Genomic DNA, 23679 nt, shown 5'->3' on the forward strand with positions numbered 1-23679 from the left:
GCCTGGTAATGCTGATGTTGCTCGTGCCGCCGGCATGGGCCGACGACGTGTTGGACCAAGTCCGGGCGATACTGCAACCCGAGCCGATCGCGGTCGGCCATTTTCGGCAAACCAAGCAACTGGCCTTCCTGCAACAACCTTTGGTGTCGGAAGGCGAATTCGTTTACGCCCAAAGCGGCGGCGTGATCTGGAATACCGTCAGCCCGGTCGCCTCGACGGTATTGATCGGCGGAGACCGGATGATTTCCGAGCAGGGCGAGCAAGCCCTGCCGCCCAGTTTCGGCCAATTGATACCGGCACTGTTGGGCGGCGACTTCGCTCGATTGCGGGCGGACTTCGAGATTCAAGGCAGCGTCCAGGCCCGGAGTTGGCGCTTGCAGTTCCTACCCAAGGACCCGCTGCTCGCCAAGATCGTCGCCGAACTGGTACTGTCCGGCGATAGCGACTTGCGCGGCTTCGATATACTGGAAAGCGGCGGCAACCGCTCCAGTACCGTCTTCGAACACATCAGCCATCCGGCCCAACTGACCCCGGCACAGGCGGCCGAATTTGAACGTTTATCGCCCTAGGCTGTATGCGCTGATTTGGTGTCTGGCGATGAGCGCGCTGGCCTGGCAGGCGGCGCGCGACTGGTCGCGGGATTGGCTGGAAACCGGTTTCATGGCCTTGCTGCCGGTCGCGGAACAACGCCCGGACGTGGCCGAGGCCATTGCCGCGCGGAATCGGCAAATCCAAGGCAAGCTGATTTGGCTGGTCGGCGCGACCAGCGCCGATCAAGCCGTCGCCGCGATCCGGCAAGTCCACGGCGAGCTGACGACCAGCGGCTTATTCGCTAGTCTGCCGTTGGAACGCACGGCGGACGTCGCGGCGCCGGCCTATCGGCGTTGGTTTGACTATCGCTATCAGTTATTGGACGACGCCACCCGGCAAACCCTCAGCCAAGATCCTGCCAAAATCGCCGCCGAAAATCTGTCCTGGCTGTACAGTCCGGTCGGCCAATTGCAGACCGCCGGCTTGGAACGCGATCCCTGGCTACTGTTCAACCGCTATCTGCGAGCCCGGCAGCCGTTGGCGGCCAGCCTGCACCAAGGCGTACCGCTGATCAAGCGCGACGGCCGCTACTGGGCCCTGCTGATGGGCGAATGGCCCGACAGCGACCTGAAACTGGATAAACTGGACACCTTGTTGGCTCTCAACCAGCGTCTGACCGGGCAAGTCGCCGAGCAGGGCGGGGAGTTGCTGGCGACCGGCATGCCGTTGTTTACCGCCCATGGCTCGCATAGCGCTCAGCAGGAGATGTCGCTGATCGGCGGCGGATCGACGTTAGGCTTAGTGATCTTGCTCTGGGCCGCATTCCGCGGACTACGGCCCTTGCTGCTGTCTTGCCTGGCGGTCGCCGCCGGCTTGTTCGCGGCCTGGGTATTGAGCCTGCAACTGTTCGGCAAGCTGCATATTCTGACGCTGGTGTTCGGTTCCAGCCTGGTCGGGGTCGTTGTCGATTATGCGCTGCATTTTTTTTGCGACGGCATGGGCTTGCCGGATTGGACGCCGCGCCAGGGCTTGGCCTATGTGCTGCCCGGCATCGGCTTCGGCCTGTTGACCAGCTTGCTGGGCTACGCCGGTTTGGGCTGGTCGCCGTTTCCGGGCTTGCGAGAAATCGCCGCGTTTTCGGCGATCGGTTTGATCGTGTCGTGGCTGACTGTCGTCGCGGTGTTTCCGTGCTTGCTGGGTGGCTTTCGCATGCCGCATCGGCCGGCCGTGTTACGGTTGACCCGTTATTGGCAGCAAATCTGGCCGGGTTGGCTTAACCGCCATCGAGTCGCGCTGGCGCTAGGCCTGGCGATCTTGCTGGTCGGCGGCTTGTCCCAATTACAGCCCAAGGACGACGTGCGCCTGTTGCAATCGGCTCCGACCAGTTTGCTGGCCGCCGACGCCAAACTCAAGCAAGTGCTGGCGATCGGCCACGACAGTCAGTTTTTTCTGGTCAGTGGCGCCGATCAAACAGAATGGCTCGCCAACGAACGTCGGCTGCTGGCCGGTTTAAACGGCATTCGCGGGCAGGGCGGATTGGCGGGCTACGACGCACTGAGCGCGGCTTGGCCCGATCCGGAGCGGCAGCGCGCCGATTACCGCTTGCTGCAAACCACGCTGTACGACACCGTCAGATTGAAAACCTATATGACGGGCTTGGGCTTCAGCACCCAAGCCGCCGCCGAGGAAGCCCGCCAATTCGTCGCCGCCGAGGCAAGGGTCTTGCCGCTGGCAGATTGGCTGGCCGCCGCCGATCCCGGTCAGCGCGGCCTGTGGCTGGGTTGCGATGTTGGTGCCTGCCGTAGCGTGGTGGCATTGAGCGGCGTTGCCGATCTGGCCGGCCTCGCCGCGCTGCAAAACCTGCCAGGGGTGGCCTGGGTGGATCAGGCCGGGCAAATGTCGGCGCTATTCGCCCGCTACCGCGCGATGGTCACCGGCTTGTTGTTGGGCGTGTGCGGCCTGTTGCTGGCCGCGCTGGTCTTTAAATTGGGCTGGCGCAGCGGTTTGCAGGTCATGGCTGTGCCGGCCGTCGCAATGGCGATGGCCTTGGCGATATTGGGTTGGCGCGGCGAATTGTTTACCTTGTTCAACCTGTTCGCGCTGATGTTGGTGCTGGAAGTCGGCGTCGATTATGCGGTGTTCTTTCATCTGGCCGGCAGCGAACGGCGCGACTCGACCGGACTCGCCGTCACGCTGTCCGCCTTCAGCACCTTGCTGGCCTACGGACTCCTGGCGCTCAGCTCGACCGCCATCGTCCACGCCTTTGGCCTGACCCTGGCGGTCGGCATCACCACCGCATTTTTACTGGCGCCGCTGGTTGGTTTCAGCGCGCGGCCGCGCCGGGCTTAACGGTTTGGGTTCGGCCGATTTTGTCGATGGAATCAGCTGACGAGTCGAAAGAGTGCTGGGACTCCGCGCGACAGTCTTTGACGATCGGTCAAATACGAGCGGGTTTGGCTGCACGCCTAGATTCCGTCGCCCAAGTCGGCGCTTCAATCATGGAATATATCGATAGAGCAACCACGAACGGCCGCATTCCCGACTGAAACTAAAAACTCGGCGTCAGGCATATAACGACGGATTGCCAACTCTAGTTAGCCGTCTGAACCATAACCGGGGTTTCACTTTAAATCGTCGATTTTCTGTTCAAATCAATGGCGTTACTTTTAGCTGCCGGTAAGGGTTACTAAGATGCCCATGCCGAATCGATTTCTCGCGAGCTGCCGCTTCGTTAATCTTATCGAGCGGCGATTCGACTTCGTTTGTTTTAATTGGAAACATATGTTGATACCGGTTGAAAATTGACTATGTAGATCGGTAAATTCCGGCTGAAAATGGGCCACAGGCTATTAGCCTGTCCTGTCCAAACATCAGACAGGTGCTTAGAGGGTGGCAACCATGATCTTTTACGCCAAAATCAGGCGGATGGTTTTCCGCGACCAGTTGTCCATCATTGAGATTGCCAGAGATGCACGAGTCTGTTCCGCAATGCCAAAAAATGCCTGAGAATGGCGAATGGTGCCGAGCTGACTTATTAACGCCGTGCCATGCCGGCACCGAGAAACAGGGCAACGGAGTTCATCGTTGACGGGGTGCCGACCCCTAGACCGGTGTAGCCAACGCAAATTGACAAATACAGTCTGCTATCCAACGGATTTGGCGCTATATCGTGAACGCGGCGCCAAGCTTATTTTCGCGGCGTGCGGGAAAGGTTACGCCGCAATGCCGGCATCGTGGTCGCTGGGGAAGGCGTTTTTAGTCGCTGGAAATTGGATACTAAGGCTATCAATAGGGAAACGTTTCCCCATTCAGGCATAAAAAAACCGGCCGTGAAGCCGGTTTAGTATAGCGCAAGCCATTGAATTATGGCGGAGAGCTAGGGATTCGAACCCCAGGAGGGGTATAAGCCCTCAACGGTTTTCAAGACCGCCGCTTTCGACCGCTCAGCCAGCTCTCCATGAGCCGCGTATTTAACCAGAAGTTTTTTTCGAAATCTAGTATTTTTTGCGGCTTGATGACGATACGGACTCGAATCGCGGTGGCGGAATTTTCTAAGTGTTTGTTGGTAATTGCAAAATCGGCGCGGATGTTGGCGGCTTTGGCGGTCCGGGCCGGCTTCGAGGTGGTCGCCGTCGATTGCTTTGCCGATGACGATACCCGGCAAATCGCAAATCAAACTTATCGGGTGCGTTCATTGGCCTGGGACGACATCAAGCTCGCGGTAATTAACGCCCGTGGGCGCTTCCGGATTGCCGACGTCTTGTACGGGAGCGGCTTTGAAACGCATCCGGATAGTTTGATGAAGCTGGCGCGGGATTGGCGATTGCTCGGCAACCAGGCCGATACTTTTTGCCGGTTGCAGGATAAACGGGATTTTTTTGCGTTGCTGACGCGACTGGCGATACCTTATCCTCAGGTTGTTTTCCAGGCGCCGACCGAGGCGGGCGAATGGTTGCGCAAGCCTTGGCGAGGCGAGGGCGGTTTGGGCGTCGCCAGATTGATGGAGTCGGAGCGGCGGGATGCGAGCGGCGAGGGGTATTGGCAACGTTACGTCGACGGCATCGCGATGTCGGCGTTGTTCGTTGCCAATGGCGAGTCGGCGCTGGTGGTGGGATGGAATCGGCAATGGCGGGCGAATTTAGGTCCGGACTTTGAATTTGTGTTTGCCGGTGTCGTCGGCTCGGTGCCGATACCGAGTCAGGTGGCGCAAGCCTTGCGAACAGTCGTGGCCCAATTAACGGCTGAATACGGTTTGCGCGGTCTGAACAGCCTGGATTTTATGCGGGTGCCCGACGGTTTTCAGGTATTGGAGCTAAATGCCCGCGTGTCGGCCAGCGCTCAGCTTTACGGCGACGATTTGTTGGTGTCGCATCTGCGCGGAAGTCGCGGGTTGCCGCTGGATACCGTTGCTTCGGCACCGATGTCGAGAGCGATGCGTAACGTGTTCGCTGACCGGAATCTGCGTATTGCCGACAATTTCTGCTGGCCGGACTGGGTCGCGGACAGGCCGCCGGGCGGCGCTTTTATTGGCGCGGGCCAGCCGATATGCAGTATTATGGCCGCCGGTAAAAATTCGGGCCTGGCGATGCTGCAATTACGCCGCCGGTTACATATTCTCGGAACATTATTGGAAACAGGTCGTTAATCTCATGCAATATCAGGCAAGCGTCAATAAACTCACCCAGCCCTTGGTTCAAACGTTGTTGGATAACGCCGACAAACTGCGCTTGGGCGTCGAGCGCTTGGAAAACGGTTGCACGATCATCGACGCCGGCATCAATGTGCCCGGCGGCTTGGAAGCCGGACGAATCATCACCGAGATCTGCATGGGCGGCATGGGTACCGCGACGATCTCGCAGAGTTCCTATACCGCGCACTGGCCACTGACGATCAATGTTCACGCCACCAATCCGGTGTTGTCCTGTCTGGGTAGCCAGTATGCGGGATGGAGTTTGTCGCACGGCAAGTATTACGCTTTAGGCTCCGGCCCGGCGCGGGCGCTTGCCACCAAGATCAAGGACGGCGTGGTCGAACCGGTCGAAGAACTGTACAAAGAGCTGGAATATCGGGATGCCGCCGAGCGCGCGGTTCTGGTAATCGAAAACGATGCGGTCCCACCGCTCGAAATCGTCGAGAAGGTTGCAGCCGCGTGCGGTCTGGCGCCGTCAGCCTTGACCATCATTGTCACGCCGACCAGTAGTCTGGCCGGCGGTGTGCAAGTTGTCGGCCGGGTTTTGGAAGTGGCGATGCACAAGGCTCATGCCTTGCACTTCCCACTGGAAAACATCGTCGACGGTTCCGGTAGCGCGCCGATTTGCCCGCCGCATCCGAATTTCGTCAAAGCGATGGGACGTACCAACGATGCGATTTTGTTTGCCGGTCAAGTCCATTTGTTCGTCAAAGGTAGTGACGAAGCCGCCGAAAAACTGGCTAAAGAGTTGCCCAGTTCCACGTCGAAAGATTACGGCAAACCGTTTGCCGAGATTTTCAAGGCTTACGAATACGATTTTTTCAAAATCGACGCGATGTTGTTCAGTCCGGCCAGCGTGATCGTCACGGCGGTCGACTCCGGCAAAAGTTTCCGGGCCGGCCAACTGGATAACGCGCTGTTGGACCTGTCTTTCGGCTTCTAAGCGTTTTTCCTTTCGTTCTACCAACGCGGCTTCTAGCCGCGTTTCCGTTTTTTACGTCCTTAAATTATTTTGCATCGAATCGCGATTATCACTGACGACCCCGGCTGGCATGGCAAGCAATTGACCCACGCTTTCGCCGGTCTGGGCTATTCCGCCGACTTCGTGTCACTCACGGCATGCAGTTTCCAATTGACCAACTCGGGTCTGCCGATCGCGTTGCCCGGCTACCCTGATCGCTTGCCGCGCGCGGTGTTCGTGCGCGGCGTGCCGGGCGGTTCGCTGGAAGAAGTGGTGTTTTACCTGGATATCTTGCACGCGCTGAAAATTGCCGGCGTGCCGGTGTACAACGACGCCGGGGCGGTCGAACGTAGCGTCGACAAAGGCATGACCAGCTTTTTACTACAACAGGCCGGTCTGCCTACCGCCACCACCTGGGTGACTCGCGACCGCGAACAGGCGCTGGCGGTTGCGGAACAGGAGTTGCGCGACGGTCATTTTCTGATCAGCAAGCCCTTGTTCGGTTCGCAAGGCGAGGGCATTCGCCGCATCGAAAAATCCACCGACTTGTTGTGGTTGACCGGCAGTGGCGGCATTTATTATCTGCAACGTTTTATCGAGTGTGACGGCGACGGTTACTCGGATATTCGGGTCTTTGTCGTCAACGGTCGTGCGGTAGCCGGCATGCGGCGGCGCGGGATTTCCTGGTTGAACAACGTGGCGCGGGGCGCTACCTGCGAATGCATCGAATTGGACGAGGCTTTGGCGGCCTTGGCGGTCGCGGCGACCGAAACTCTCCGCATGGACTACGCCGGTGTCGATATCATTCACGACGCCGAGGGTTGTTACCGAGTGATAGAAGTCAATAGCGTACCGGCTTGGAAGGGTTTGCAAAGCGTCTGCGATATCGATGTCGCCGCTTGTTTGGCCAGCGATTTGGTTGAACGTTATTTGCATTGAGATGGCCGTTATCGATCGCCAGTCTTTGATGGAGGCTTATAGCCAAGCCTGCGAGATCGAATTGCAGGCATTCAAGCCGGGTAACGTCAGCATTTACAGTTCCGCGCACGATATGACGGTCGACGACTTTCGGATTAGCGCCCAAGTCAGCCGGGCGCCGATCACGAATCCAGACTTCAGCTTGGGCGAAAAAATCTATCACGCGGTCGCCGCGACCCGTCAGGCTGTCAATTGCAACACCAATTTGGGGATTATTTTGCTATGCGCGCCGGTGTTGCAGGCCACGGCCGGCTTGGCGGCCGGCGACTCTTTGCGCGCCGCGCTGTCTCGAGTATTGGAAAACACCACGAAATCCGACGCGGAGTGGGTGTTTCGGGCTATCGAGCTGGCTGCGCCGGGCGGATTGGGGACATCGGATGCCCACGATGTTCGCGACGCGCCGAATGTGACCCTGTTGGAAGCAATGGACTACGCCGCCGAGCGCGATTTAATCGCCGCGCAATACGTTAATCGGTTTAAAGACGTTTTTGATTTTTCGGTTTTACGATATAATCGTGCTTTCGTTTTGTCTGGCGATTTCGGCTGGTCGGCGTTGGCGGTGTATGCTGCGATATTGGCCCGGTTTCCCGATAGTCATGTCGAGCGAAAGTATGGACAGCAATACACAGAGTGGATTAAGGGGGAAATGGTCGAGCTCGAAAGAGCTTTGCAGGCAGCCTTCGCGCCTGACAAGTTGATGCCGGTTCTATATGAATTGGATAAAACTTTCAAGGCAAAAAAATCAACCCAGGCACGACCGCGGACCTGACGGTCGCAACCGTGCTCGTGGTGCTTCTGGAACAATTGGTTAGCGGTACAAGCGGCTAACCGTTGATAGACGGACCTAGACCGAAACGACAATTTAAGGACATAACAGTGTCTATTTTTTGGTTCAATCTTATCTTAAGGGGATAAATTTAAAATGGCTAAAATCAATAACTTACGCGTTGGTGAATCTTTGGTTGGCGAAGGCAACGAAATTGCCCACATCGACTTGATCATCGGCCCACGCGGTTCCGCGGCTGAAACTGCTTTTGCAAACGCTCTGACCAACAACAAAGACGGTTTCTCTACTCTGTTGGCGGTTGTCGCTCCTAACCTGATGGTTAAACCAGCGACCATCTTGTTCAACAAAGTGACCATCAAAGGTTCTAAACAAGCCGTTCAAATGTTCGGACCTGCTCAACGCGCTGTTGCAATGGCTGTTGCCGACTCTGTTGAAGACGGTACTATCCCTGCTGACGAAGCTGATGACTTGTTCATTTCTGTTGGCGTATTCATCCACTGGTTGGCTGAAGACGACGCAAAAATCGAAGAATTCAACTACAAAGCGACTAAAGAAGCGATTGAGCGCGCTGTTGCCGGCACTCCGACTGCAAAAGAAGTCGTCGCTGCCAAATCTGGTGCAAAACACCCATTTGCTGCTAACAACGTTTAAGTTTAAGACGCGAAGGTTGTTAAAAATACCCCGGCTTGCCGGGGTATTTTTTTGTCTAAAGGTTTTCCAGGTCCTTGCCGGTGAGCGCACCGTTATGTAAGGCGCTGGCTACCAATGCGGCGCGCACGCCGATTTCGGCCAGCCGGCGCAAATCGTCGCGGTTACGCACGCCGCCGGCGGCCACGAAGCACCGGTTCGGATGGCGGATCTGCAATTCGCTTAACAAAGCGCAGTCGGGACCGCCATGACCACCGACCTTATCCAAGGTCATCGCTATGACGGTTTCCGGCCAGTAGTTCGTAAACCTCTGCCAGCCAGGGTCGCCCAGCGCGCGCTGGTGTTTGAAATCCAAGGATAGAATGGCCGAGCCGCCGGACAAATCGAAGGCTTGGCTTTGCGATTCGGTACCGACCACCGGCCGCAGATTTCCGCGAGACGGAATGGCGACGGCCGGGCCGCCGTCGTCGATCCAGAACGTCAGATCCGGGAAGGTTTCGGCTAGCTTTAGAATCTCGCGGCTGTGGCTGCCGCGAGCCTCGATGGCGTCTAGGTCCGCGATGTAAAAGGTCGTAAAGGCATGCAGATTTAGAAATGCCTCGACCACGGCGATCGGCTCGCTGGCTTCGCAGATCGACGATTGCGGATGTACAGGCCGATAGCGGCTACGGTCGCCGCCGGCAGCCAACACTACTTCGCCGTCCTTTAAATCGATTACCGGAATAACCTGCATCGCACCGACCATGAAAATTTTGGTGTTCGAATATATCACCGGCGGCGGTTTTGCCGGTCAGTCTTTGCCGGCCGGCTTGGCGGCCGAGGGCGGGCAGATGTTACAGGCATTACTGCACGAACTGAAGGCCTTGCCCGGTATTGAGTTGACGGTGATGCTCGATAGCCGCTGCCAACCCTCCAATGTATTGACCGAAGCGGAGGTCGTGCGCGTTAACCATCCGGACATCCGCACCATTCTGCCCAAGCTGTTGAATGCCACGGATTGCTTTTGGCCGATCGCGCCGGAGACCGACGGCATTCTGCATACCCTCGCCGAGATCGCCGCCGCCAACCGGACTCCGACCCTGTTGTCCGACCCCGCCACGCTGGCGGTTTGCGCGGATAAGCTGGCGAGCTACCGAGTGTTTTGCACGCTAGGCTTACCGGCCGTGCCGACCCGAAGCCTCGTCGACGATTTCGCCGATTGGCGCGGACGCTTGGTGGTCAAGCCCGTCGATGGCGTTGGTTGCGAGGGCGCTCGGTTACTGACTACCGAGCAATTTTCCGATTGGCGCAATCGCTGCTCCGATCCGATGCGTTATGTGGTCCAGCCCTATTGCGAAGGTAGACCTTCCAGCTTGTCCGCGTTGTTTGCCGGCGGGCGAGCGTGGTTGCTGAGCGTCAATCGCCAACTGATCGAGGTGGTCGATGGCGGCTTCGCGTTGCGCGGTTGTCGGGTGAATGTCGCGGTTGCGTCGCGGTCCCTGTACCAGGGATGGCTGGATCAATTGGTGGTCGGTTTGCCGGGTTTGTTCGGCTACGTTGGGGTGGATTGGCTGGAAACCGCCGACGGCGGCGGTCAATTGTTGGAAATCAATCCGCGTTTGACCAGTTCCTATGCCGGCGTCGGTCAAGCCATTGGTATCAATGTCGCCGAACAGGTGTTGCGTTGCCTCGACGGCGTGCCGGAAAGTTTTCAAACCGATAGCCAAACTGTCGATATTATTTTCAATCATTAAACGGATTCATGGCTCAACGTATTGCGGGATGGGACATTGGCGGCGCCCACGTCAAATTGGCGTTATTGGACGAATACGGCGGATTGAACAAGGTCGAGCAACGGCCATGCCCGCTTTGGAAGGGCTGCGATTACCTGGCCGCGGTACTGGCTGAACTGGACCAGGCCTACGGTTTGGCCGATTATCGCCACGCGGTGACGATGACCGGCGAATTGGCGGACGGATTCGCCAGTCGCGAACAAGGCGTGCGAGCCATCGTCGCTACCGTCGGCCAGCGCTTTGGTTACGATCGGATCGAGGTGTTTGCCGGACGGGCCGGCTTTATCGGCGGAGCGGACGTCGCGCCGGCCGATACGCTGGCCATCGCCTCTGCCAACTGGCTGGCCAGCGTATTTTGGCTGGCGGAGCAATTGCCGGATGCCTTGTTCGTCGATATCGGCAGTACCACGACCGACCTGTTGCTGATTGAAAACGGTTGTCCGCGAATCGAAGGCTATACCGATTATCAGCGTTTGATTTCCGGCGAATTGCTCTATACCGGTGTCGTTCGTACCTCGGTGATGGCGCTTGCCGACACGGCCGAATTCAACGGGCGGCAACAAGGTCTGATGGCCGAGCATTTTGCGACAACCGCCGATATATACCGGGTAACCGGCGATTTGCAGGAGCACCACGATCAAACCGAGAGCGCCGACGGTGCCGAAAAAACGCCGCAAGCCAGCGCCAGACGCTTGTCCAGATTGACCGGATACGATTTTGTCGAAGCCGATTGGCCGCTGTGGCAGGCGTTCGCCGCCCGCTTGAAGGACGTGCAAAAGCAAAAGCTGACTCGCGCTTCGCTCGCGCAAATGCAACGCGCCACCCGACTGCCGGTTTGGGTTGGCGCCGGCGTCGGCCGGTTTTTGATCAGGGAGATTGCCGATGACTTGGGATACGCGTACCGAGATTTTTCGGAGTTGCTGGCGAAGCCAAACGGCGAGTGTTCGCGCTTGGATGCCGCCGATTGCGCACCGGCGGTCGCGGTGGCATTGTTAGCGGATCGGCGTCGGCATGCCGGACAACCTTAAAGTCGCGACCGTTTACAATTTCTGGGCGGCGCTGCACCTGTGGCCGATTGAGAAAATCAAAACGTAAGAATATGCTTACAAAAAGGATGGAAGTATTTCTAGGCTTAATCACTCAATTTATCAAGCCATCCGTTAAGGTATATCGACTAAACTACACGCGCGGCGAACGGATGAATTTTAAATCGCTGTAATTAAAAAATGACAAAAATGGGTTGGGGTAATGCTCTCGTTTCTTTGGAAAAATCGCGAATTGGAAGAACTCAAGCTGCAATTGGCCGATGCTAACCGGCAAATTCAACAGCAGACCGATGAGTTGGAGCAGTCGCGTCTTGCGTTACAGCAGGCGCACGCCGGCAACATGGCACTGCAAGCGGCGCACCAGCGCGATTTAGGCACTATTTCCCATTTGCAGAACTTCGGCCAATCCTTGCTGAATATGCAGACCAGTCTGCTAACCTTGGCCAACCGGCTGCGCGACGAAAAAGACAATGCCATCGAAGCCCAGGGCATCTCGATTACCAGCAGCGAGGCCATTAAGCGGATTTCCCACAACTTGGTCGAATTGGCCGACGGTTCCAGCCATGCCGCCGAACAAGCAGGCTCGCTGGATCAAAGTTCGCGGGAAATCATCGGCGTGGTCAAATTAATTCGCGACATCGCCGATCAAACCAATTTATTGGCGCTGAATGCGTCGATCGAGTCCGCTCGCGCCGGCGAGCAAGGGCGCGGTTTCGCTGTGGTGGCGGACGAAGTGCGCACCCTGGCGCAACGTACCGCCGAAGCGACCAATAAAATATCGGCGCTGGCCGAATCCATCCGCAACGCCAGCGGCGGTACCCGCGAGCAAATGAGCCAGTTGGCGGACCACGCTAGAACGTATAGCGAGGAAGGTCAACGCGCGACCGGCACGATGCGCGAGCTGTTGGACTTTTCGGTGACGATGGAAAAAGTGGTGGCGGCTTCGTCGCTGCGCAGTTTCTGCGAATTGGCCAAATTGGACCATTTGATTTACAAGTTCGAAGTCTACAAAGTGTTGTTCCGCTTGTCGTCGAAGACGATTCGGGACTTTGCCGAACACACCGAATGCCGTTTGGGCAAATGGTACTATCAGGGCGAAGGTCGGGCCTGTTTTTCCAAACTCCCAGGTTATTCGGAAATCGAGCAACCGCACATGACCGTGCATCAGGCGGCGCTGAAAGCCTTGACGGCCCATGCCGCCGGCGACGACCAAACCATGCTGGCCTCGGTGGGGCGGATGGAACAGGCCAGTTTGGATGTGCTCAGCAATCTGGAGAAAATCGCCCACAGCGCCGAGGTCGATGCCGGCGTGTTATGCAAAGCCCATTGAGCCGCCGCCGTAGATCCTCAAAACCCCAGCACGCTTCGTAAATACAGAAAGGCCAAGGTCAAATAAACCGCAAAGCTGACCGCCAGCAGCCAAGGCCGGCGGCGGGGTTTGGCCCAAGCCGGCAAATGCGGCGGCAGCAGGCGGTGATTCAGCCAATACAGTAGCGGCGGAAACAGGATGGTGCCGGCGAAGCCTATCACGGCGCTGGTCAATATTAGCGGGCCGGGCGCGTCCAACTGCATCGTGAAGCAGGTAATCAGCGTTAACAAACCCAGAAACAGATAGTACCAACGCCGCGCCGACCAGCGTTGCGCGGCTGGAAACAGCGTTAATACGATGTCGGCCTGGATACGGCTGACCGCATCGGCGGTGGCCAACCAGGTGTCGGTCAAAAATGCCGCGGCCACCACCAGAAACAACAGTCTGCCGATTTCGCCCCAGCTGACCGCGAAGAACTGGCTTTGCACGACGGCCAGTTCGTATTCTTGGGGTAGCAAGCCCTTGGGGAACAGTAAGGCGTAAGCCAGCAGGCAGGTCATCAAGGTTGTCAGCAAGTTTCCGAGAATCCCGACCAAAATATCGGCACTTAGAAAACGCCGCCAGGTTTGCCAACGCTCGGCACTCTCGGGCTCGTCTCGCGGCAGAAAGCCGTCGCTGAGTACCGCTTCCTCGCTACCGCCCAAACCGGTAATCCGGCCAACCCAGGAGGCCATGCCGGCGCCTTTGTCGCGTAGCCAGTACGAATAAAATAAAATCCAGAAGCCGCCCAGGCCGGCAAAGGTGATCGCCGTCAATAACTTGCTGGCGTCGCCGGCTTCCCAAGGCCGCGTCATCGCCGCCGTCGGGCCCAGCAAGCCGCGCGCGAATTCCGGCAGCGTGGCCGTCACGTCGCTTTGCAGGCAGGCCGACAATAAACCGACCACGGTGACCACCGCCACCAGCTTCATGAAGCGTTCGATCAAGGTGTAAACGACGCCGCTGGCCAGGATCGCCGCCAGAAACACCGCGATGGATAAATAGCCCCAAAACAGACTTTGCTCGCGTTGGCTCCAGCCGTCCGGCCAATGCGTCAATTCGGCCATCGCGGTGCCGCCGGCCGATGCGAACGCGCCGAACCAAAAAACGATACCGACATCAACAGCCACAAAAAGATGCCGAGCCGGCGGTTCAAACGAATGAAGCCGTGAAAGATGCTTTCGCCGGTCAGCAGGGTGTAGCGGCCGATCTCCAGATTCAACGGATACTGCAACAAGCAAGCCGGCACCAACAGCCAAAGAAAGGTCAAACCGTACTTGGCGATCATGTACGGCCACCAGATCAGCTCGCCGCTGCCTTGCGCCAGCGCCATCCAGACCACGCCGGGTCCCAACGCGGCCCACCAACCGGGAAAAGCCGGAATGGCGCGGCGAGGAAGAGCATCTAACGGAGTTTTGTTCATTGGACGGAATTGAGTGCTGTCAAAAGCCGGTCATTTCCGCAAATTCGCCGGAATTTGGCAAGTCCGGCTTGTCGCTAGCGGAGCATCGGCCGTTACAAAACCGCTCAAACCGTGGCCGGTCCGATTCGGACCGGCCACGGTTTGAGCGGTTTCCAACGCAGGCGAAGTCATGTTCTCCGGGGTATCCGAAGCCTGGGTGTAGGAGGGGACTTAGTCCCGATTTTTTCATTCCCGTGATGGGGTAGCCTCGCGGCATATTCCACCCCAAACCAACCACCGATTCCGATTGAAAACCGCCACCGGTTTCAATCCAATGTCGGCCAGGGATTCCAACTACAAAATCACCATTGGCGCCTACAGATATTTATTCGGATGAAGGCTGGGTTCGGCCAATCAGAGACACTCAAGTATTTCAGTGCATGGCGGCTGTATTACAGAAAGCTGTCGTTCAACAAGCCAGGCTTGGCGGCGGAGGCCCCGAGACGCGTCGAATGCACTGCGATGGCCAGTCGACGTTCGCTGCCGCGAATGGTTAGGCGTCATACTCGCCATAATAAATGACTCTCTCAACAATCTGCTCAATGGTTAACTCTTGGTGTGGCTGACTCAATCGCATCCCCTCAACAACCTCAAGCGCGACGAAAACCTCTAAAAAATACTCCATGCCTGGCGCTCTCTCTGCCGCGACCTCACGCACCGGACGACTAAGTTCGCTCTCGGAAAGCTCAAGCACGACGGCTCCTGACTCTGGTCGAAACTCGCCACCAATTCGCTCGGCAAAAATCATGGCCATCTCTGGCCAGTCACTCAATCTAGCTATTGCTTCGCGGAGATGCATTTGTCGCCTAAGAGAGTCCATATAGTAACGCTAGCCGTGGGCCGAAGGCGCGTCCCTGCGACCGGAGAGAGCCAACTTGAACGTAAGGTTAGAAGTTTTTATGTAGTTCATTGTCTTTTGCGAATTGACTCATGCGCTTACCAAGTTTGTCAGGGTCTGCCCAAAATGCTCGATCAAGAACATCCAGTTCTTTATCTCGTTTGACTTGAGCTTCACTATCCGTAGCACGCAGAATACTACGCCGTTCGCAGGTATCGGAAGGAACCTCAGCGTCTCCAAAAAACATTTTCTTCGCTTCCGTCAGGAGGGCGAGACTTTTTGATGCACCTATTGCCATTAACCCCTCAACGGCAAACCTAAAGTAATCAGCCGAACTGTTGTGAAAGTATTGATCAAAGCCGCCGTTGTATACCTCGCCGCTCACCAAGTTTGTTGCGAAGTAAAGTTGGTTCCCATGAGATAAACCTGAAAAACCAGTTTCTGTGTTATGGACTTGATCGACAAGCCATTGCCAGTGTTTGTGTTCAGAACTTTCTCGGAATCTCTTGTCTTGCTCGTACCTGATTTTCGATGCATCAATACTTTTCCGATATCCACCTTTGCAGGGCATACAAAGGCCGCCGTTCTTTTCTGCGGTAGAAAGAAGAATGGGCGCTCCGCAGGCTGGGCAAGGAACACGGTCTGACATAGTGTGGACTTCTAACTAGTAATTAGACGATTTATGTATATCATCGGCGACTACAAATAATGGCCGGTAATGATCAATTAGCCGCCATTGGATCAAACTAAGCGATGGACCGCAATGGGTCGAAAGCCGTCATTCACTACTGGCAGAATCGTTTGGTAATCGATGGCCGACTTTGGATTGGAATCGGTGGCGGCTTTGCGACCGGAATGCCTGGCGGTTTTGAAGTCGGAATCAGCGGTGGTTTTGTTCGGAATATACACTCGCGGCATATCCGGCGACGTTGATGGTCGCAAACCCCGTGAACTGTGATCGGCGTCACTTTTCGGGAACTCGACTAAACTTACCGATACTTGCGAAATGCCGGCGTCGTCGGAGCTTAGCCTATCCGCAACTTGGCATTTTTCCTGCTGTCCAAGGGTGATCGCCAAATCCTTGGCGAAGGTCGCCGGCGACGCGATACGCGCCGGCGCGAAGTATGGCGGCGCACCGACAGCGTCGCCGGAAATCGGGAGGTAGCCATGAAGAAGTGGACTGTCTTTTTGGAAGGTGCGGATTACTGGGTGTGGTCTGCGGAATATTGATCGTTGCGGAACCCGGATACGCGGACAGCTCGGATAAACTGGTACTGACCTTATCCGAAGCCGGCTTGGCGAAGTTCGACGCGGCCGCGCAAGCCGGTCAGTCGTCGCCGCAAACCGCCGACGAATTGCTGCCGTTGCAGAAATCCAAACCCCGGCCGGTGAACCTGGGTTGCGAGGTCGACGTTAATCAGTACGGCGTGGACAACAATGCGTTGAGCAGCCGATTGACCGGCGAGTGTAATTTTCGTTATCGCTACTGATCGAAGGGCGAGCGGGATTAGGCATCCATACGCCAACCGCTCTTTCCAGGATTATTCCCGTAACAATTGCTCGCACAAGGCCGGTAACGGCGGTGGGACGGAAACCGGGCCTGGCGCCGGCGTTTTGGCTTCCTCGGTAAACCACCAAGCCAGACTGGCGTCGCAGCCGTCGCCCGCCGGCAATGGCTCCTGGCCTTGGCATGCCGGATTGTCGGCAGGGCATTTCAAACGCACGTGAAAATGATCGTCGTGCTTCCACCAAGGTCGAATCTTGCGCAGCCAGCCGCCGGCACCGGACTGTTTGGCGTCGCACAAGTTTTGTTTGACGGTCGGATGCACGAAAATGCGGTCCACCTCCGGACGTTGCGCCGCCGCTTCCAAGACTTGGGCGTGCTTGGGCGACCAGGCGCGCCGGTCGATGCGATACGCGCGCATATCCACCACCGACGGCGCGCTCCACGTTTCCCGTTCCTCGGCGGACAATACGCGCCGGTCGGCTTGTTCCGAAAGCAAAAACCATATATCCACGTCCAGGCCGGATTGGTGGCTACGGTGGCCGCTGAGCGTCGGGCCGCCGCGAGCTTGTCCTAAATCGCCGATCAACAAGCTACCAAGCTGGCGGTCGCGTGCGGTTTGGCCGAGCGCTTGGATGAAGCCGATCAGTTCGGCATGGCCGTAATAGCGTTGCCGGGACAGGCGCATCACCTGATAACCCGGCCCTTGGAGCGGCAAGCTTGCCGCGCCGGCGATACAGCCGTTGGTATACGAGCCGATGCTGAAACTCCCGGCGGGACGCGACGAAGGCGCTTTGACCGCCGCCCAGTCGGCGGCGCTGGAGCCGGCGGCGCCGGGCGCGGCGAAAACCGATACAGCGGATAGTAAAGTTAGGAAAGCACGAATCGAGAACATAAGATAGCCGGCGGTAAACAGTCCCGGCATTTTAAACCAGCCGGCGGGGTAAAGGGTTTTCGGCACGCCAGGCATTGCCGATGGGTCCCCGGTTCCGCCGAGTTTTTTCCGGATTTCTCCCGAAACGCCTCGCCTGACCGACCGAGGTGCAACGATCCCGCTTGAACATCGAGCGTTCTTGTTTCAACAAGCAGCGATCCGCCGCCAACTGGCACACTTCTATGTCAAACACCGGCCTGTCTTGATTTGACAAGCATCGGACCCACTCAAAGAGAGAACGTTCTATCCCAAACAGACACGGTTCGCTCCGCGACGCCGGCGTTTCTCCGTTTAATGTCGTGTCGTCCGGTTTGAACAGGCATCGTTCCCTGTTCGTTGCAGAACGTTGCCTGTTCAACAGAGAGTGGCGAGTGTTTAATGGAGAAGATTGTCCTTTGAACAGCAAACGCTGCCTGTTCAATCGAGAAATGTGCTGGTTCAACATGCAACCTTGCTTGTTCGGCCGAGAGTGATGCTCGTTCAACGGACAACGGCGCCTGTGCGAACCAGAACCCGATGCGTTCGAACTGAAATGCTGTGTGCTTACATTAAAATGGCGAGGTTCGAACCAACCCAGACTCCGGTTTTGGTCGGATCGATGTTATTCAAAACACCAGTATCGTTAGAGATAACGCTCGATCCGGTGGACATGGGACCACTATCCCCAAAAAGCCGATCACAGAGCCGGCCAAGTCCTCGCATCGGAGACTTCGCAAACACAGGATTAACGTCGGCCTACGGCGCGGCAAGCGCTTAATCGACGATCGATCGCCGCCCTTCGTGCCGGACGGATGGCCGTGGGGCGGATCCCGGCAGTGAGGCTTGAGTTGGCCGGGTCGCGTTGGTGTGTTGGCTCAGTCGTCCCCGAGTTTGGACAAATCCCGTACCGCGCCCTTGTCGGCCGAGGTGGCGAAATGAGCGTAGGCCTTTAGGGCGACCGATACCTTGCGAGAACGCGGCTTGGCCGGTTTCCAGCCCAGTTGGTCCTGTTCGGCGCGGCGTTGGGCCAGTTCCTCGTCGGACAGCAATACATTGATTGTCCGATTGGGAATGTCGATGCGGATACGGTCGCCGTTGCGCACCAGGCCGATCGCGCCGCCGGCCGCCGCTTCCGGCGAACAGTGGCCGATCGACAAGCCGGAGGTGCCGCCGGAAAAGCGGCCGTCGGTCAACAACGCGCAGGCCTTGCCCAGGCCCTTGGACTTGATGTAGCTGGTCGGATACAGCATTTCCTGCATGCCGGGGCCGCCTTTGGGGCCTTCGTAGCGCACGACGACGACATCGCCGGCGACGACTTTGTCGGCCAGGATGTTTTCCACGGCTTCGTCTTGCGATTCGACCACGTGGGCGTTGCCTTCGAACACCAGCAGGCTGTCGTCGACGCCGGCGGTTTTGACGACGCAACCGTCCAGCGCGATGTTGCCGTACAGCACCGCCAGGCCGCCTTCCTGACTGAAGGCGTGCTCGAAGGAACGGATGCAGCCTTCGGCGCGGTCGGTGTCCAGGCTGGGCCAGCGGGTATCCTGGCTGAACGCGACTTGCGACGGGATGCCGGCGGGACCGGCCATATAGAAAGTTTTGACCGCATCGCTCGGATTCGCCACCACATCCCACTCAGCCAGCGCGTCGCCCAGGGTTTTGGCGTGGACGGTCGGCACGTCGGTATGCAGTTTACCGGCCCGGTTCAATTCGGCCAGAATCGCCATGATGCCGCCGGCGCGGTGTACATCCTCGATGTGGTATTTGTTGGTGTTGGGCGCGACCTTGCACAACTGCGGCACCGTGCGGGACATCCGATCGATGTCGGCCATCGTGAAAGCAATGCCGGCTTCTTGCGCGACGGCCAGCAAATGCAGGATGGTGTTGGTCGAGCCGCCCATCGCGATGTCCAAGGCAATCGCGTTTTCGAAGGCTTTGAAACCCACCGAGCGCGGCAATACCGATTCGTCGCCTTGTTCGTAATACTGCTTGGCCAGTTCGACGATGCGGCGGCCGGCTTGTTTGAACAATTGTTCGCGATCGGCGTGAGTGGCGACCACGGTGCCGTTACCCGGCAACGACAAGCCCAGCGCCTCGGTCAGGCAGTTCATCGAGTTGGCGGTGAACATGCCGGAGCAGGAGCCGCAAGTCGGGCAGGCCGAGCGTTCCACCGCCGCCAAGTCGGCGTCGGAGACTTTGCTGTCGGCCGCCATCACCATCGCGTCGATCAGATCCAATTTTTTGATGTCGTCCGATCCGGCCAGTTTGGTCTTGCCGGCTTCCATCGGGCCGCCGGACACGAAGATCACCGGGATATTGATGCGCATCGCCGCCATCAACATGCCGGGGGTGATTTTGTCGCAGTTGGAAATGCAGACGATGGCATCGGCGCAATGGGCATTGACCATGTACTCGACGCTGTCGGCGATCAAGTCGCGGCTGGGTAGGCTGTACAGCATGCCGTCATGGCCCATCGCGATGCCGTCGTCGACGGCGATGGTGTTGAATTCCTTGGCGACGCCGCCAGCGAGTTCGATCTCGCGCGCCACCAATTGACCCAGGTCCTTCAAATGCACGTGGCCGGGGACGAACTGAGTGAAGGAATTGGCGATGGCGATGATGGGTTTGTCGAAATCGCCGTCTTTCATGCCGGTGGCGCGCCACAGCGAGCGGGCGCCGGCCATGTTGCGGCCGTGGGTGGTAGTGCGTGAACGATAGCTAGGCATGGTGGTTCCAAAAAAGAAAGGCCTTAATTCTACCTTGCTGGATTCTCGGTAGTGCTCGTCATTTCGGCGGGGATTGCCGAAATCCAGACTTCACGGACGGATCGAAGCTTGCCATCCATGGCACTGGATGCCCGCATCCCGGCGGGCATGACGGCGTTGCTTAATCTGACAAAGTAGAATTAACAGCCGGATAAAATCAAAACAATCAAGGACGTGCCGAGTGAAGCGAAGCGCATCAACGAATGCATCGATTGCCAACGATGCGCTTCGCCGCGTTCGGCCCAGCCTCGGTCGGTTCGGTGCCCGTTTGCGATTCCGCGTGCAAGGGCAAACGGACTAAAACGTGTCCCAACCGCTGGAACGGCGCCGCCAGCTGAGTTTGGGCAGAATAAAGCCGAGCAGCACGCCGAACAAGGACAGGCCACCGCCGTACAAAAACCAATCTTGGTTGGTACTGTCCGCCAAGGCCTGGTTTTCGCGTTTTAACTGTTGCAGTTCGCGTTCGACGCTGACGACGCGTTCTTGAAGCTGATCGCGTTGCTGCTTCAATTGGATCGCATTGGCGGCGGTTTGTTGCAATTCGCTAAGGTCGGCGCTGAGTTTGTCGCGTTCCTTGCCGATTTCCAGGCTGCCGGCCTGCGCCGATTTCAGTTGTTTGTTTTCCTCGGTCAAGGCCTCCAACTTTTTGTTGGCGGCTTCGAGCTGGCCGCGCGCGCTGGGTTCGCCGGTCAGGTAGCGGCTAAGAATAAAGCCTTCGGCACCGTTGTTGGTCTGGATGTAGGTATAGCCGTTCTCGGTGCTTTCCTGCAACACGGTGACCAATGCGCCGTTCTCCAGCATTTTGACGATTTTGGTGCGCTCGCTCTCGCCGCTACGCAACGGTACTTCGACTTTATCGGTGACGTAGGCCGTTCGAGCTTCGGCGATACCGCTAAACAACAGGCAGGCGGAGAGGTAGGCAAGGGTTTTTTTCACAGTGGCTCTCAAGGTTGGTCTAACGCAAGCCGGCGATTTTAGCGAAATTATCGGCCGATGAGAAATTCCAGCAAGGCCTTTTGGGCGTGCAAGCGATTCTCCGCCTCTTGAAAAACCACGCTTTGCGGACCGTCGATGACCTCGGCACTGACTTCCTCGCCGCGATGGGCCGGCAAGCAATGCATGAATAGCGCGTCGGCATGCGCGGCCGCCATCACGTCGGCGTTGACTTGAAAATCTCGAAAGGCGACTTCGCGATGTTTTTGTTCCTCTTCCTGACCCATGCTGGCCCAGACGTCGGTGACGACCAGATCGGCACCGGCGGCGGCCAGCTCGGGGCTTTCGAAAAACGCCACGCGCTGGCCGGCGGCATCGACGATGGCTTGGTTCGGTCGGTAATCGAACGGGCAGGCGATGTGCAATTGGAAGTCGAACTGGCGGGCGGCGTTAATATAGGAATGGCACATATTGTTGCCGTCGCCGATCCAGGTCACGGTTTTGCCGGCGATGTCGCCGCGTTGCTCGAAGTAGGTTTGCATGTCCGCCAGCAATTGACAGGGATGCTTCAGGTCGGTTAAGCCGTTGATGACCGGTACCCGCGAATATTGGGCAAACGTCGTGACGGTTTCGTGTTTGTGAGTGCGCAGCATGATGCAGTCCACCATGCTGGAAATGACTCTGGCGCTGTCTTCCAGTGGTTCGCCGCGGCCCAATTGGGTATCGCGCGGCGACAGGAACAGCGCGGTGCCGCCGAACTGGGCCATGCCGGCCTCAAAGGAAATCCGGGTGCGGGTCGAGGACTTTTCGAAAATCATCGCCAGCACTTTGCCTTTCAGCGGCTGGTAATCGGGATCGCGGTGTTGCTTGAGCGCGATGGCTCTGTGGATCAGGGCGCGGAGTTCGGCGCTGGACAGATCCAGCAAACTGGTGAAGTGTCTCGGTTGCATCGTGGATTACCTGCTGAATTCCTGTATGAGTGCCGACAAAGTCCCGGTCAGCATGGCGATTTGCGCGTCGTCGATCACGAACGGCGGCAGTAAACGTATCGTGTTGTCGGCGGTGACGTTGATCAATACGCCTTGTTCGAGAGCCATGCCGACCAGTTCGCCGCAGGGACGATCCAATTCGACGCCGATCATCAAACCTTTGTGACGAATCGCGGCGACATGCGAATTCCCGGCCAGCGCCTGGCTCAGCGCCGCGTGAATTTGCGCGCCCTTGGCTTCGACGCTATCGAGCAGGCCGCTGCCGGTCAATGTGTCCAGCACCGCCAACGCCGCCGCGCAGGCCAGCGGATTGCCGCCGAAGGTCGAGCCGTGGTTGCCGGCCGTCAATACATCGGCCGCCTTGCCGCGCGCCAGACAGGCGCCGATCGGCACGCCGTTGCCCAAGGCTTTGGCCATCGTGCAAACGTCGGGCAAGATACCGTTGTGTTGATAGGCCAGGAAGCGGCCGGTACGGCCGACGCCGGTTTGGATCTCGTCGAGTATCATCAGCAGATCGTGGCGGTCGCACAGCTCGCGTATCCGGTTCAGATAGTCGGGCGCGGGAATGTTGACGCCGCCTTCGCCTTGCACCGGTTCCACCATGATCGCGACGATATTGGCGTCCGCCGCCAACTCGGCTTCTATGGCTGGAACGTCGTTGTAAGCCACGTGGCGAAATCCGGCCAGTAGCGGCGCGAAGCCCTGTTTGATCTTGGTGTTCCCGGTCGCGCTCAGCGTGCCCATCGTCCGGCCGTGAAAGCTTTTTTCCATCGTCAGCACCACCGGTTCGTCGATGCCTTTTTGGTGGCCGTATTTGCGGGCGATCTTCAACGCCGCTTCGTTGGCTTCGGCGCCGGAGTTGCTGAAAAATACGTTATCCATGCCGCTCAATTCCGCCAGCCGGTCGGCCAGCTGAGCTTGTAGGCCGACGCCGTACAGGTTGGACGTATGCAGCAGGGTCCGGCTTTGCGCGCACAGCGCGTCGGCCACCGCCGGGTGGGCGTGACCGAGGCTGCACACCGCGATGCCGGCGACGGCGTCGAGATAGCGTCGGCCGGTACTGTCCCACAACCAAGCACCTTCGCCGCGTGCGAAGGTGACGGATTGGCGAGCATAGGTCGGCATCAGGTGACTAGTCATGGGCGGATTCGCTATCGTCAAATGGAAAGAGGTTTTCTTTAAAAAAAGCGCGCGATTATATTTTTTGAGGTCTGCTATGCAATGCCTGATTCGCCGGTCGGGAACATTGCCGGTTGCGCCGGGTTAGCGCGGCGAGTCGTAGCGGCGGGGCGAAGCGGAGCAATCTGTTCCGGATCGGTCGTTTTGACTTGGTTCGGCGCGGGCCGCGGGGCGTGTCGCCAAGCGGTTTCCCAACGGCATTTGCGGCGCGCGCGGAGCGGAGTCGATACGTGGATGGGCTTAGTCTTAGCTCTAGCGCCGGACGGTCGGGCGAGCGCACTCCGAAAATGTCCGATATATGAGAGTTGTTATAAACCTGTAACATTGATGGATTAAAG

At 57.8% G+C, this 23679-nt stretch carries 20 protein-coding genes, 1 tRNA gene and 1 pseudogene; 11 read left to right on the forward strand and 11 right to left on the reverse strand.

The annotated features are described in order from the left end of the window. Positions 1–8 precede the first annotated feature (8 nt). Complete coding sequence (locus ACP4CD_RS01700) at positions 9–569, forward strand: outer membrane lipoprotein carrier protein LolA (RefSeq protein WP_426993154.1); 561 nt, start codon at positions 9–11, stop codon at positions 567–569. Beyond that, positions 550–2880, forward strand: a complete 2331-nt coding sequence (locus ACP4CD_RS01705) for an MMPL family transporter (RefSeq protein WP_071157586.1) — start codon at positions 550–552, stop codon at positions 2878–2880. The genes ACP4CD_RS01700 and ACP4CD_RS01705 overlap by 20 nt, the downstream gene beginning before the upstream one ends. 297 nt (positions 2881–3177) lie before the next feature. On the opposite strand, the gene ACP4CD_RS01710 is transcribed toward ACP4CD_RS01705, so the two are convergent. After that, positions 3178–3312, reverse strand: coding sequence for a DUF1156 domain-containing protein (locus tag ACP4CD_RS01710; RefSeq protein ID WP_083385875.1), 135 nt, complete (start codon positions 3310–3312; stop codon positions 3178–3180). 585 nt (positions 3313–3897) lie between these two features. Beyond that, positions 3898–3988, reverse strand: a tRNA-Ser gene (locus ACP4CD_RS01715). Between the two features lie 81 nt (positions 3989–4069). On the opposite strand from ACP4CD_RS01715, the gene ACP4CD_RS01720 reads away from it, so the two are divergent. The 5 genes from ACP4CD_RS01720 (at position 4070) to fae (ending at position 8598) form a co-directional block, all read left to right on the forward strand. Further along, positions 4070–5176 carry an ATP-grasp domain-containing protein gene (locus ACP4CD_RS01720; RefSeq protein WP_426993155.1) on the forward strand — a complete coding sequence of 369 codons (1107 nt, stop codon included), beginning with the start codon at positions 4070–4072 and terminating at the stop codon, positions 5174–5176. Between the two features lie 4 nt (positions 5177–5180). Next, complete coding sequence (mch, locus tag ACP4CD_RS01725) at positions 5181–6164, forward strand: methenyltetrahydromethanopterin cyclohydrolase (protein ID WP_426993157.1); 984 nt, start codon at positions 5181–5183, stop codon at positions 6162–6164. Positions 6165–6233: 69 nt separating this feature from the next. Further along, complete coding sequence (locus ACP4CD_RS01730) at positions 6234–7121, forward strand: ATP-grasp domain-containing protein (RefSeq protein ID WP_426993159.1); 888 nt, start codon at positions 6234–6236, stop codon at positions 7119–7121. Between the two features lies 1 nt (position 7122). Further along, the gene (locus ACP4CD_RS01735; RefSeq protein WP_426993161.1) at positions 7123–7929 is read left to right on the forward strand and encodes a triphosphoribosyl-dephospho-CoA synthase; all 807 of its coding nucleotides are present in this window, start codon (positions 7123–7125) and stop codon (positions 7927–7929) included. Between the two features lie 153 nt (positions 7930–8082). Further along, positions 8083–8598 carry a formaldehyde-activating enzyme gene (gene fae / locus ACP4CD_RS01740; RefSeq protein ID WP_064024482.1) on the forward strand — a complete coding sequence of 172 codons (516 nt, stop codon included), beginning with the start codon at positions 8083–8085 and terminating at the stop codon, positions 8596–8598. Between the two features lie 55 nt (positions 8599–8653). On the opposite strand, the gene ACP4CD_RS01745 is transcribed toward fae, so the two are convergent. Further along, positions 8654–9328 (reverse strand): HisA/HisF-related TIM barrel protein, encoded by a 675-nt coding sequence (locus tag ACP4CD_RS01745; protein WP_168029853.1) that lies wholly within the window; start codon positions 9326–9328, stop codon positions 8654–8656. Positions 9329–9338: 10 nt separating this feature from the next. Here ACP4CD_RS01745 and ACP4CD_RS01750 point away from each other — a divergent pair, with 10 nt between their 5' ends. The 3 genes from ACP4CD_RS01750 (at position 9339) to ACP4CD_RS01760 (ending at position 12743) form a co-directional block, all read left to right on the forward strand. Beyond that, on the forward strand, positions 9339–10328 hold the full coding sequence (locus ACP4CD_RS01750; protein ID WP_426993163.1) for an ATP-grasp domain-containing protein: 990 nt from the start codon (positions 9339–9341) through the stop codon (positions 10326–10328). Between the two features lie 8 nt (positions 10329–10336). Then, entirely contained in the window at positions 10337–11395 is a 1059-nt protein-coding gene (locus tag ACP4CD_RS01755) for a hydantoinase/oxoprolinase family protein (protein WP_426993164.1), read from the forward strand. 220 nt (positions 11396–11615) lie between these two features. Continuing rightward, entirely contained in the window at positions 11616–12743 is a 1128-nt protein-coding gene (locus tag ACP4CD_RS01760; RefSeq protein ID WP_426993166.1) for a methyl-accepting chemotaxis protein, read from the forward strand. 17 nt (positions 12744–12760) lie between these two features. Here the strand turns inward: ACP4CD_RS01760 and ACP4CD_RS01765 are convergent. The 3 genes and pseudogenes from ACP4CD_RS01765 to ACP4CD_RS01775 form a co-directional block, all read right to left on the reverse strand. Next, positions 12761–14181: pseudogene (locus ACP4CD_RS01765) on the reverse strand (Nramp family divalent metal transporter). Positions 14182–14713: 532 nt separating this feature from the next. After that, the gene (locus ACP4CD_RS01770; RefSeq protein WP_313730683.1) at positions 14714–14968 is read right to left on the reverse strand and encodes a hypothetical protein; all 255 of its coding nucleotides are present in this window, start codon (positions 14966–14968) and stop codon (positions 14714–14716) included. Between the two features lie 139 nt (positions 14969–15107). Beyond that, entirely contained in the window at positions 15108–15707 is a 600-nt protein-coding gene (locus ACP4CD_RS01775) for a DMP19 family protein (RefSeq protein ID WP_313730682.1), read from the reverse strand. Positions 15708–16269: 562 nt separating this feature from the next. On the opposite strand from ACP4CD_RS01775, the gene ACP4CD_RS01780 reads away from it, so the two are divergent. Beyond that, the gene (locus ACP4CD_RS01780; RefSeq protein WP_426993169.1) at positions 16270–16548 is read left to right on the forward strand and encodes a hypothetical protein; all 279 of its coding nucleotides are present in this window, start codon (positions 16270–16272) and stop codon (positions 16546–16548) included. A gap of 51 nt (positions 16549–16599) precedes the next feature. Here ACP4CD_RS01780 and mepA read toward each other — a convergent pair whose 3' ends face one another. From mepA to ACP4CD_RS01805, 5 genes are all read right to left on the reverse strand, one after another. Further along, the gene (gene mepA, locus ACP4CD_RS01785; RefSeq protein ID WP_426993170.1) at positions 16600–17457 is read right to left on the reverse strand and encodes a penicillin-insensitive murein endopeptidase; all 858 of its coding nucleotides are present in this window, start codon (positions 17455–17457) and stop codon (positions 16600–16602) included. An 893-nt stretch (positions 17458–18350) separates the two neighbouring features. Next, positions 18351–20201 carry a dihydroxy-acid dehydratase gene (gene ilvD / locus ACP4CD_RS01790; protein WP_426993171.1) on the reverse strand — a complete coding sequence of 617 codons (1851 nt, stop codon included), beginning with the start codon at positions 20199–20201 and terminating at the stop codon, positions 18351–18353. Between the two features lie 336 nt (positions 20202–20537). After that, positions 20538–21176 (reverse strand): TIGR04211 family SH3 domain-containing protein, encoded by a 639-nt coding sequence (locus tag ACP4CD_RS01795; protein ID WP_064024449.1) that lies wholly within the window; start codon positions 21174–21176, stop codon positions 20538–20540. A gap of 47 nt (positions 21177–21223) precedes the next feature. Continuing rightward, positions 21224–22123: an ornithine carbamoyltransferase gene (gene argF, locus ACP4CD_RS01800; protein ID WP_064024447.1), complete on the reverse strand. Its 900-nt coding sequence runs from the start codon at positions 22121–22123 to the stop codon at positions 21224–21226. 6 nt (positions 22124–22129) lie between these two features. After that, on the reverse strand, positions 22130–23302 hold the full coding sequence (locus ACP4CD_RS01805) for an acetylornithine transaminase (protein WP_313729877.1): 1173 nt from the start codon (positions 23300–23302) through the stop codon (positions 22130–22132). Positions 23303–23679 lie beyond the last annotated feature (377 nt).

This window comes from Methylomonas stagni, from assembly GCF_050154735.1.
Lineage (GTDB): Bacteria > Pseudomonadota > Gammaproteobacteria > Methylococcales > Methylomonadaceae > Methylomonas > Methylomonas koyamae_A.

What these genes read in the sequence shown, in the direction of transcription:
- argF (WP_064024447.1), bottom strand. Translation starts at nt 22,123, where the DNA reads ATGCAACCGAGACACTTCACCAGTTTGCTGGATCTGTCCAGCGCCGAA.
- ACP4CD_RS01750 (WP_426993163.1), top strand. Translation starts at nt 9,339, where the DNA reads ATGAAAATTTTGGTGTTCGAATATATCACCGGCGGCGGTTTTGCCGGT.
- ACP4CD_RS01775 (WP_313730682.1), bottom strand. Translation starts at nt 15,707, where the DNA reads ATGTCAGACCGTGTTCCTTGCCCAGCCTGCGGAGCGCCCATTCTTCTT.
- ACP4CD_RS01770 (WP_313730683.1), bottom strand. Translation starts at nt 14,968, where the DNA reads ATGATTTTTGCCGAGCGAATTGGTGGCGAGTTTCGACCAGAGTCAGGA.
- ilvD (WP_426993171.1), bottom strand. Translation starts at nt 20,201, where the DNA reads ATGCCTAGCTATCGTTCACGCACTACCACCCACGGCCGCAACATGGCC.
- mch (WP_426993157.1), top strand. Translation starts at nt 5,181, where the DNA reads ATGCAATATCAGGCAAGCGTCAATAAACTCACCCAGCCCTTGGTTCAA.
- ACP4CD_RS01755 (WP_426993164.1), top strand. Translation starts at nt 10,337, where the DNA reads ATGGCTCAACGTATTGCGGGATGGGACATTGGCGGCGCCCACGTCAAA.
- mepA (WP_426993170.1), bottom strand. Translation starts at nt 17,457, where the DNA reads ATGTTCTCGATTCGTGCTTTCCTAACTTTACTATCCGCTGTATCGGTT.
- ACP4CD_RS01805 (WP_313729877.1), bottom strand. Translation starts at nt 23,302, where the DNA reads ATGACTAGTCACCTGATGCCGACCTATGCTCGCCAATCCGTCACCTTC.
- fae (WP_064024482.1), top strand. Translation starts at nt 8,083, where the DNA reads ATGGCTAAAATCAATAACTTACGCGTTGGTGAATCTTTGGTTGGCGAA.
- ACP4CD_RS01745 (WP_168029853.1), bottom strand. Translation starts at nt 9,328, where the DNA reads ATGCAGGTTATTCCGGTAATCGATTTAAAGGACGGCGAAGTAGTGTTG.
- ACP4CD_RS01760 (WP_426993166.1), top strand. Translation starts at nt 11,616, where the DNA reads ATGCTCTCGTTTCTTTGGAAAAATCGCGAATTGGAAGAACTCAAGCTG.
- ACP4CD_RS01700 (WP_426993154.1), top strand. Translation starts at nt 9, where the DNA reads ATGCTGATGTTGCTCGTGCCGCCGGCATGGGCCGACGACGTGTTGGAC.
- ACP4CD_RS01735 (WP_426993161.1), top strand. Translation starts at nt 7,123, where the DNA reads ATGGCCGTTATCGATCGCCAGTCTTTGATGGAGGCTTATAGCCAAGCC.
- ACP4CD_RS01710 (WP_083385875.1), bottom strand. Translation starts at nt 3,312, where the DNA reads ATGTTTCCAATTAAAACAAACGAAGTCGAATCGCCGCTCGATAAGATT.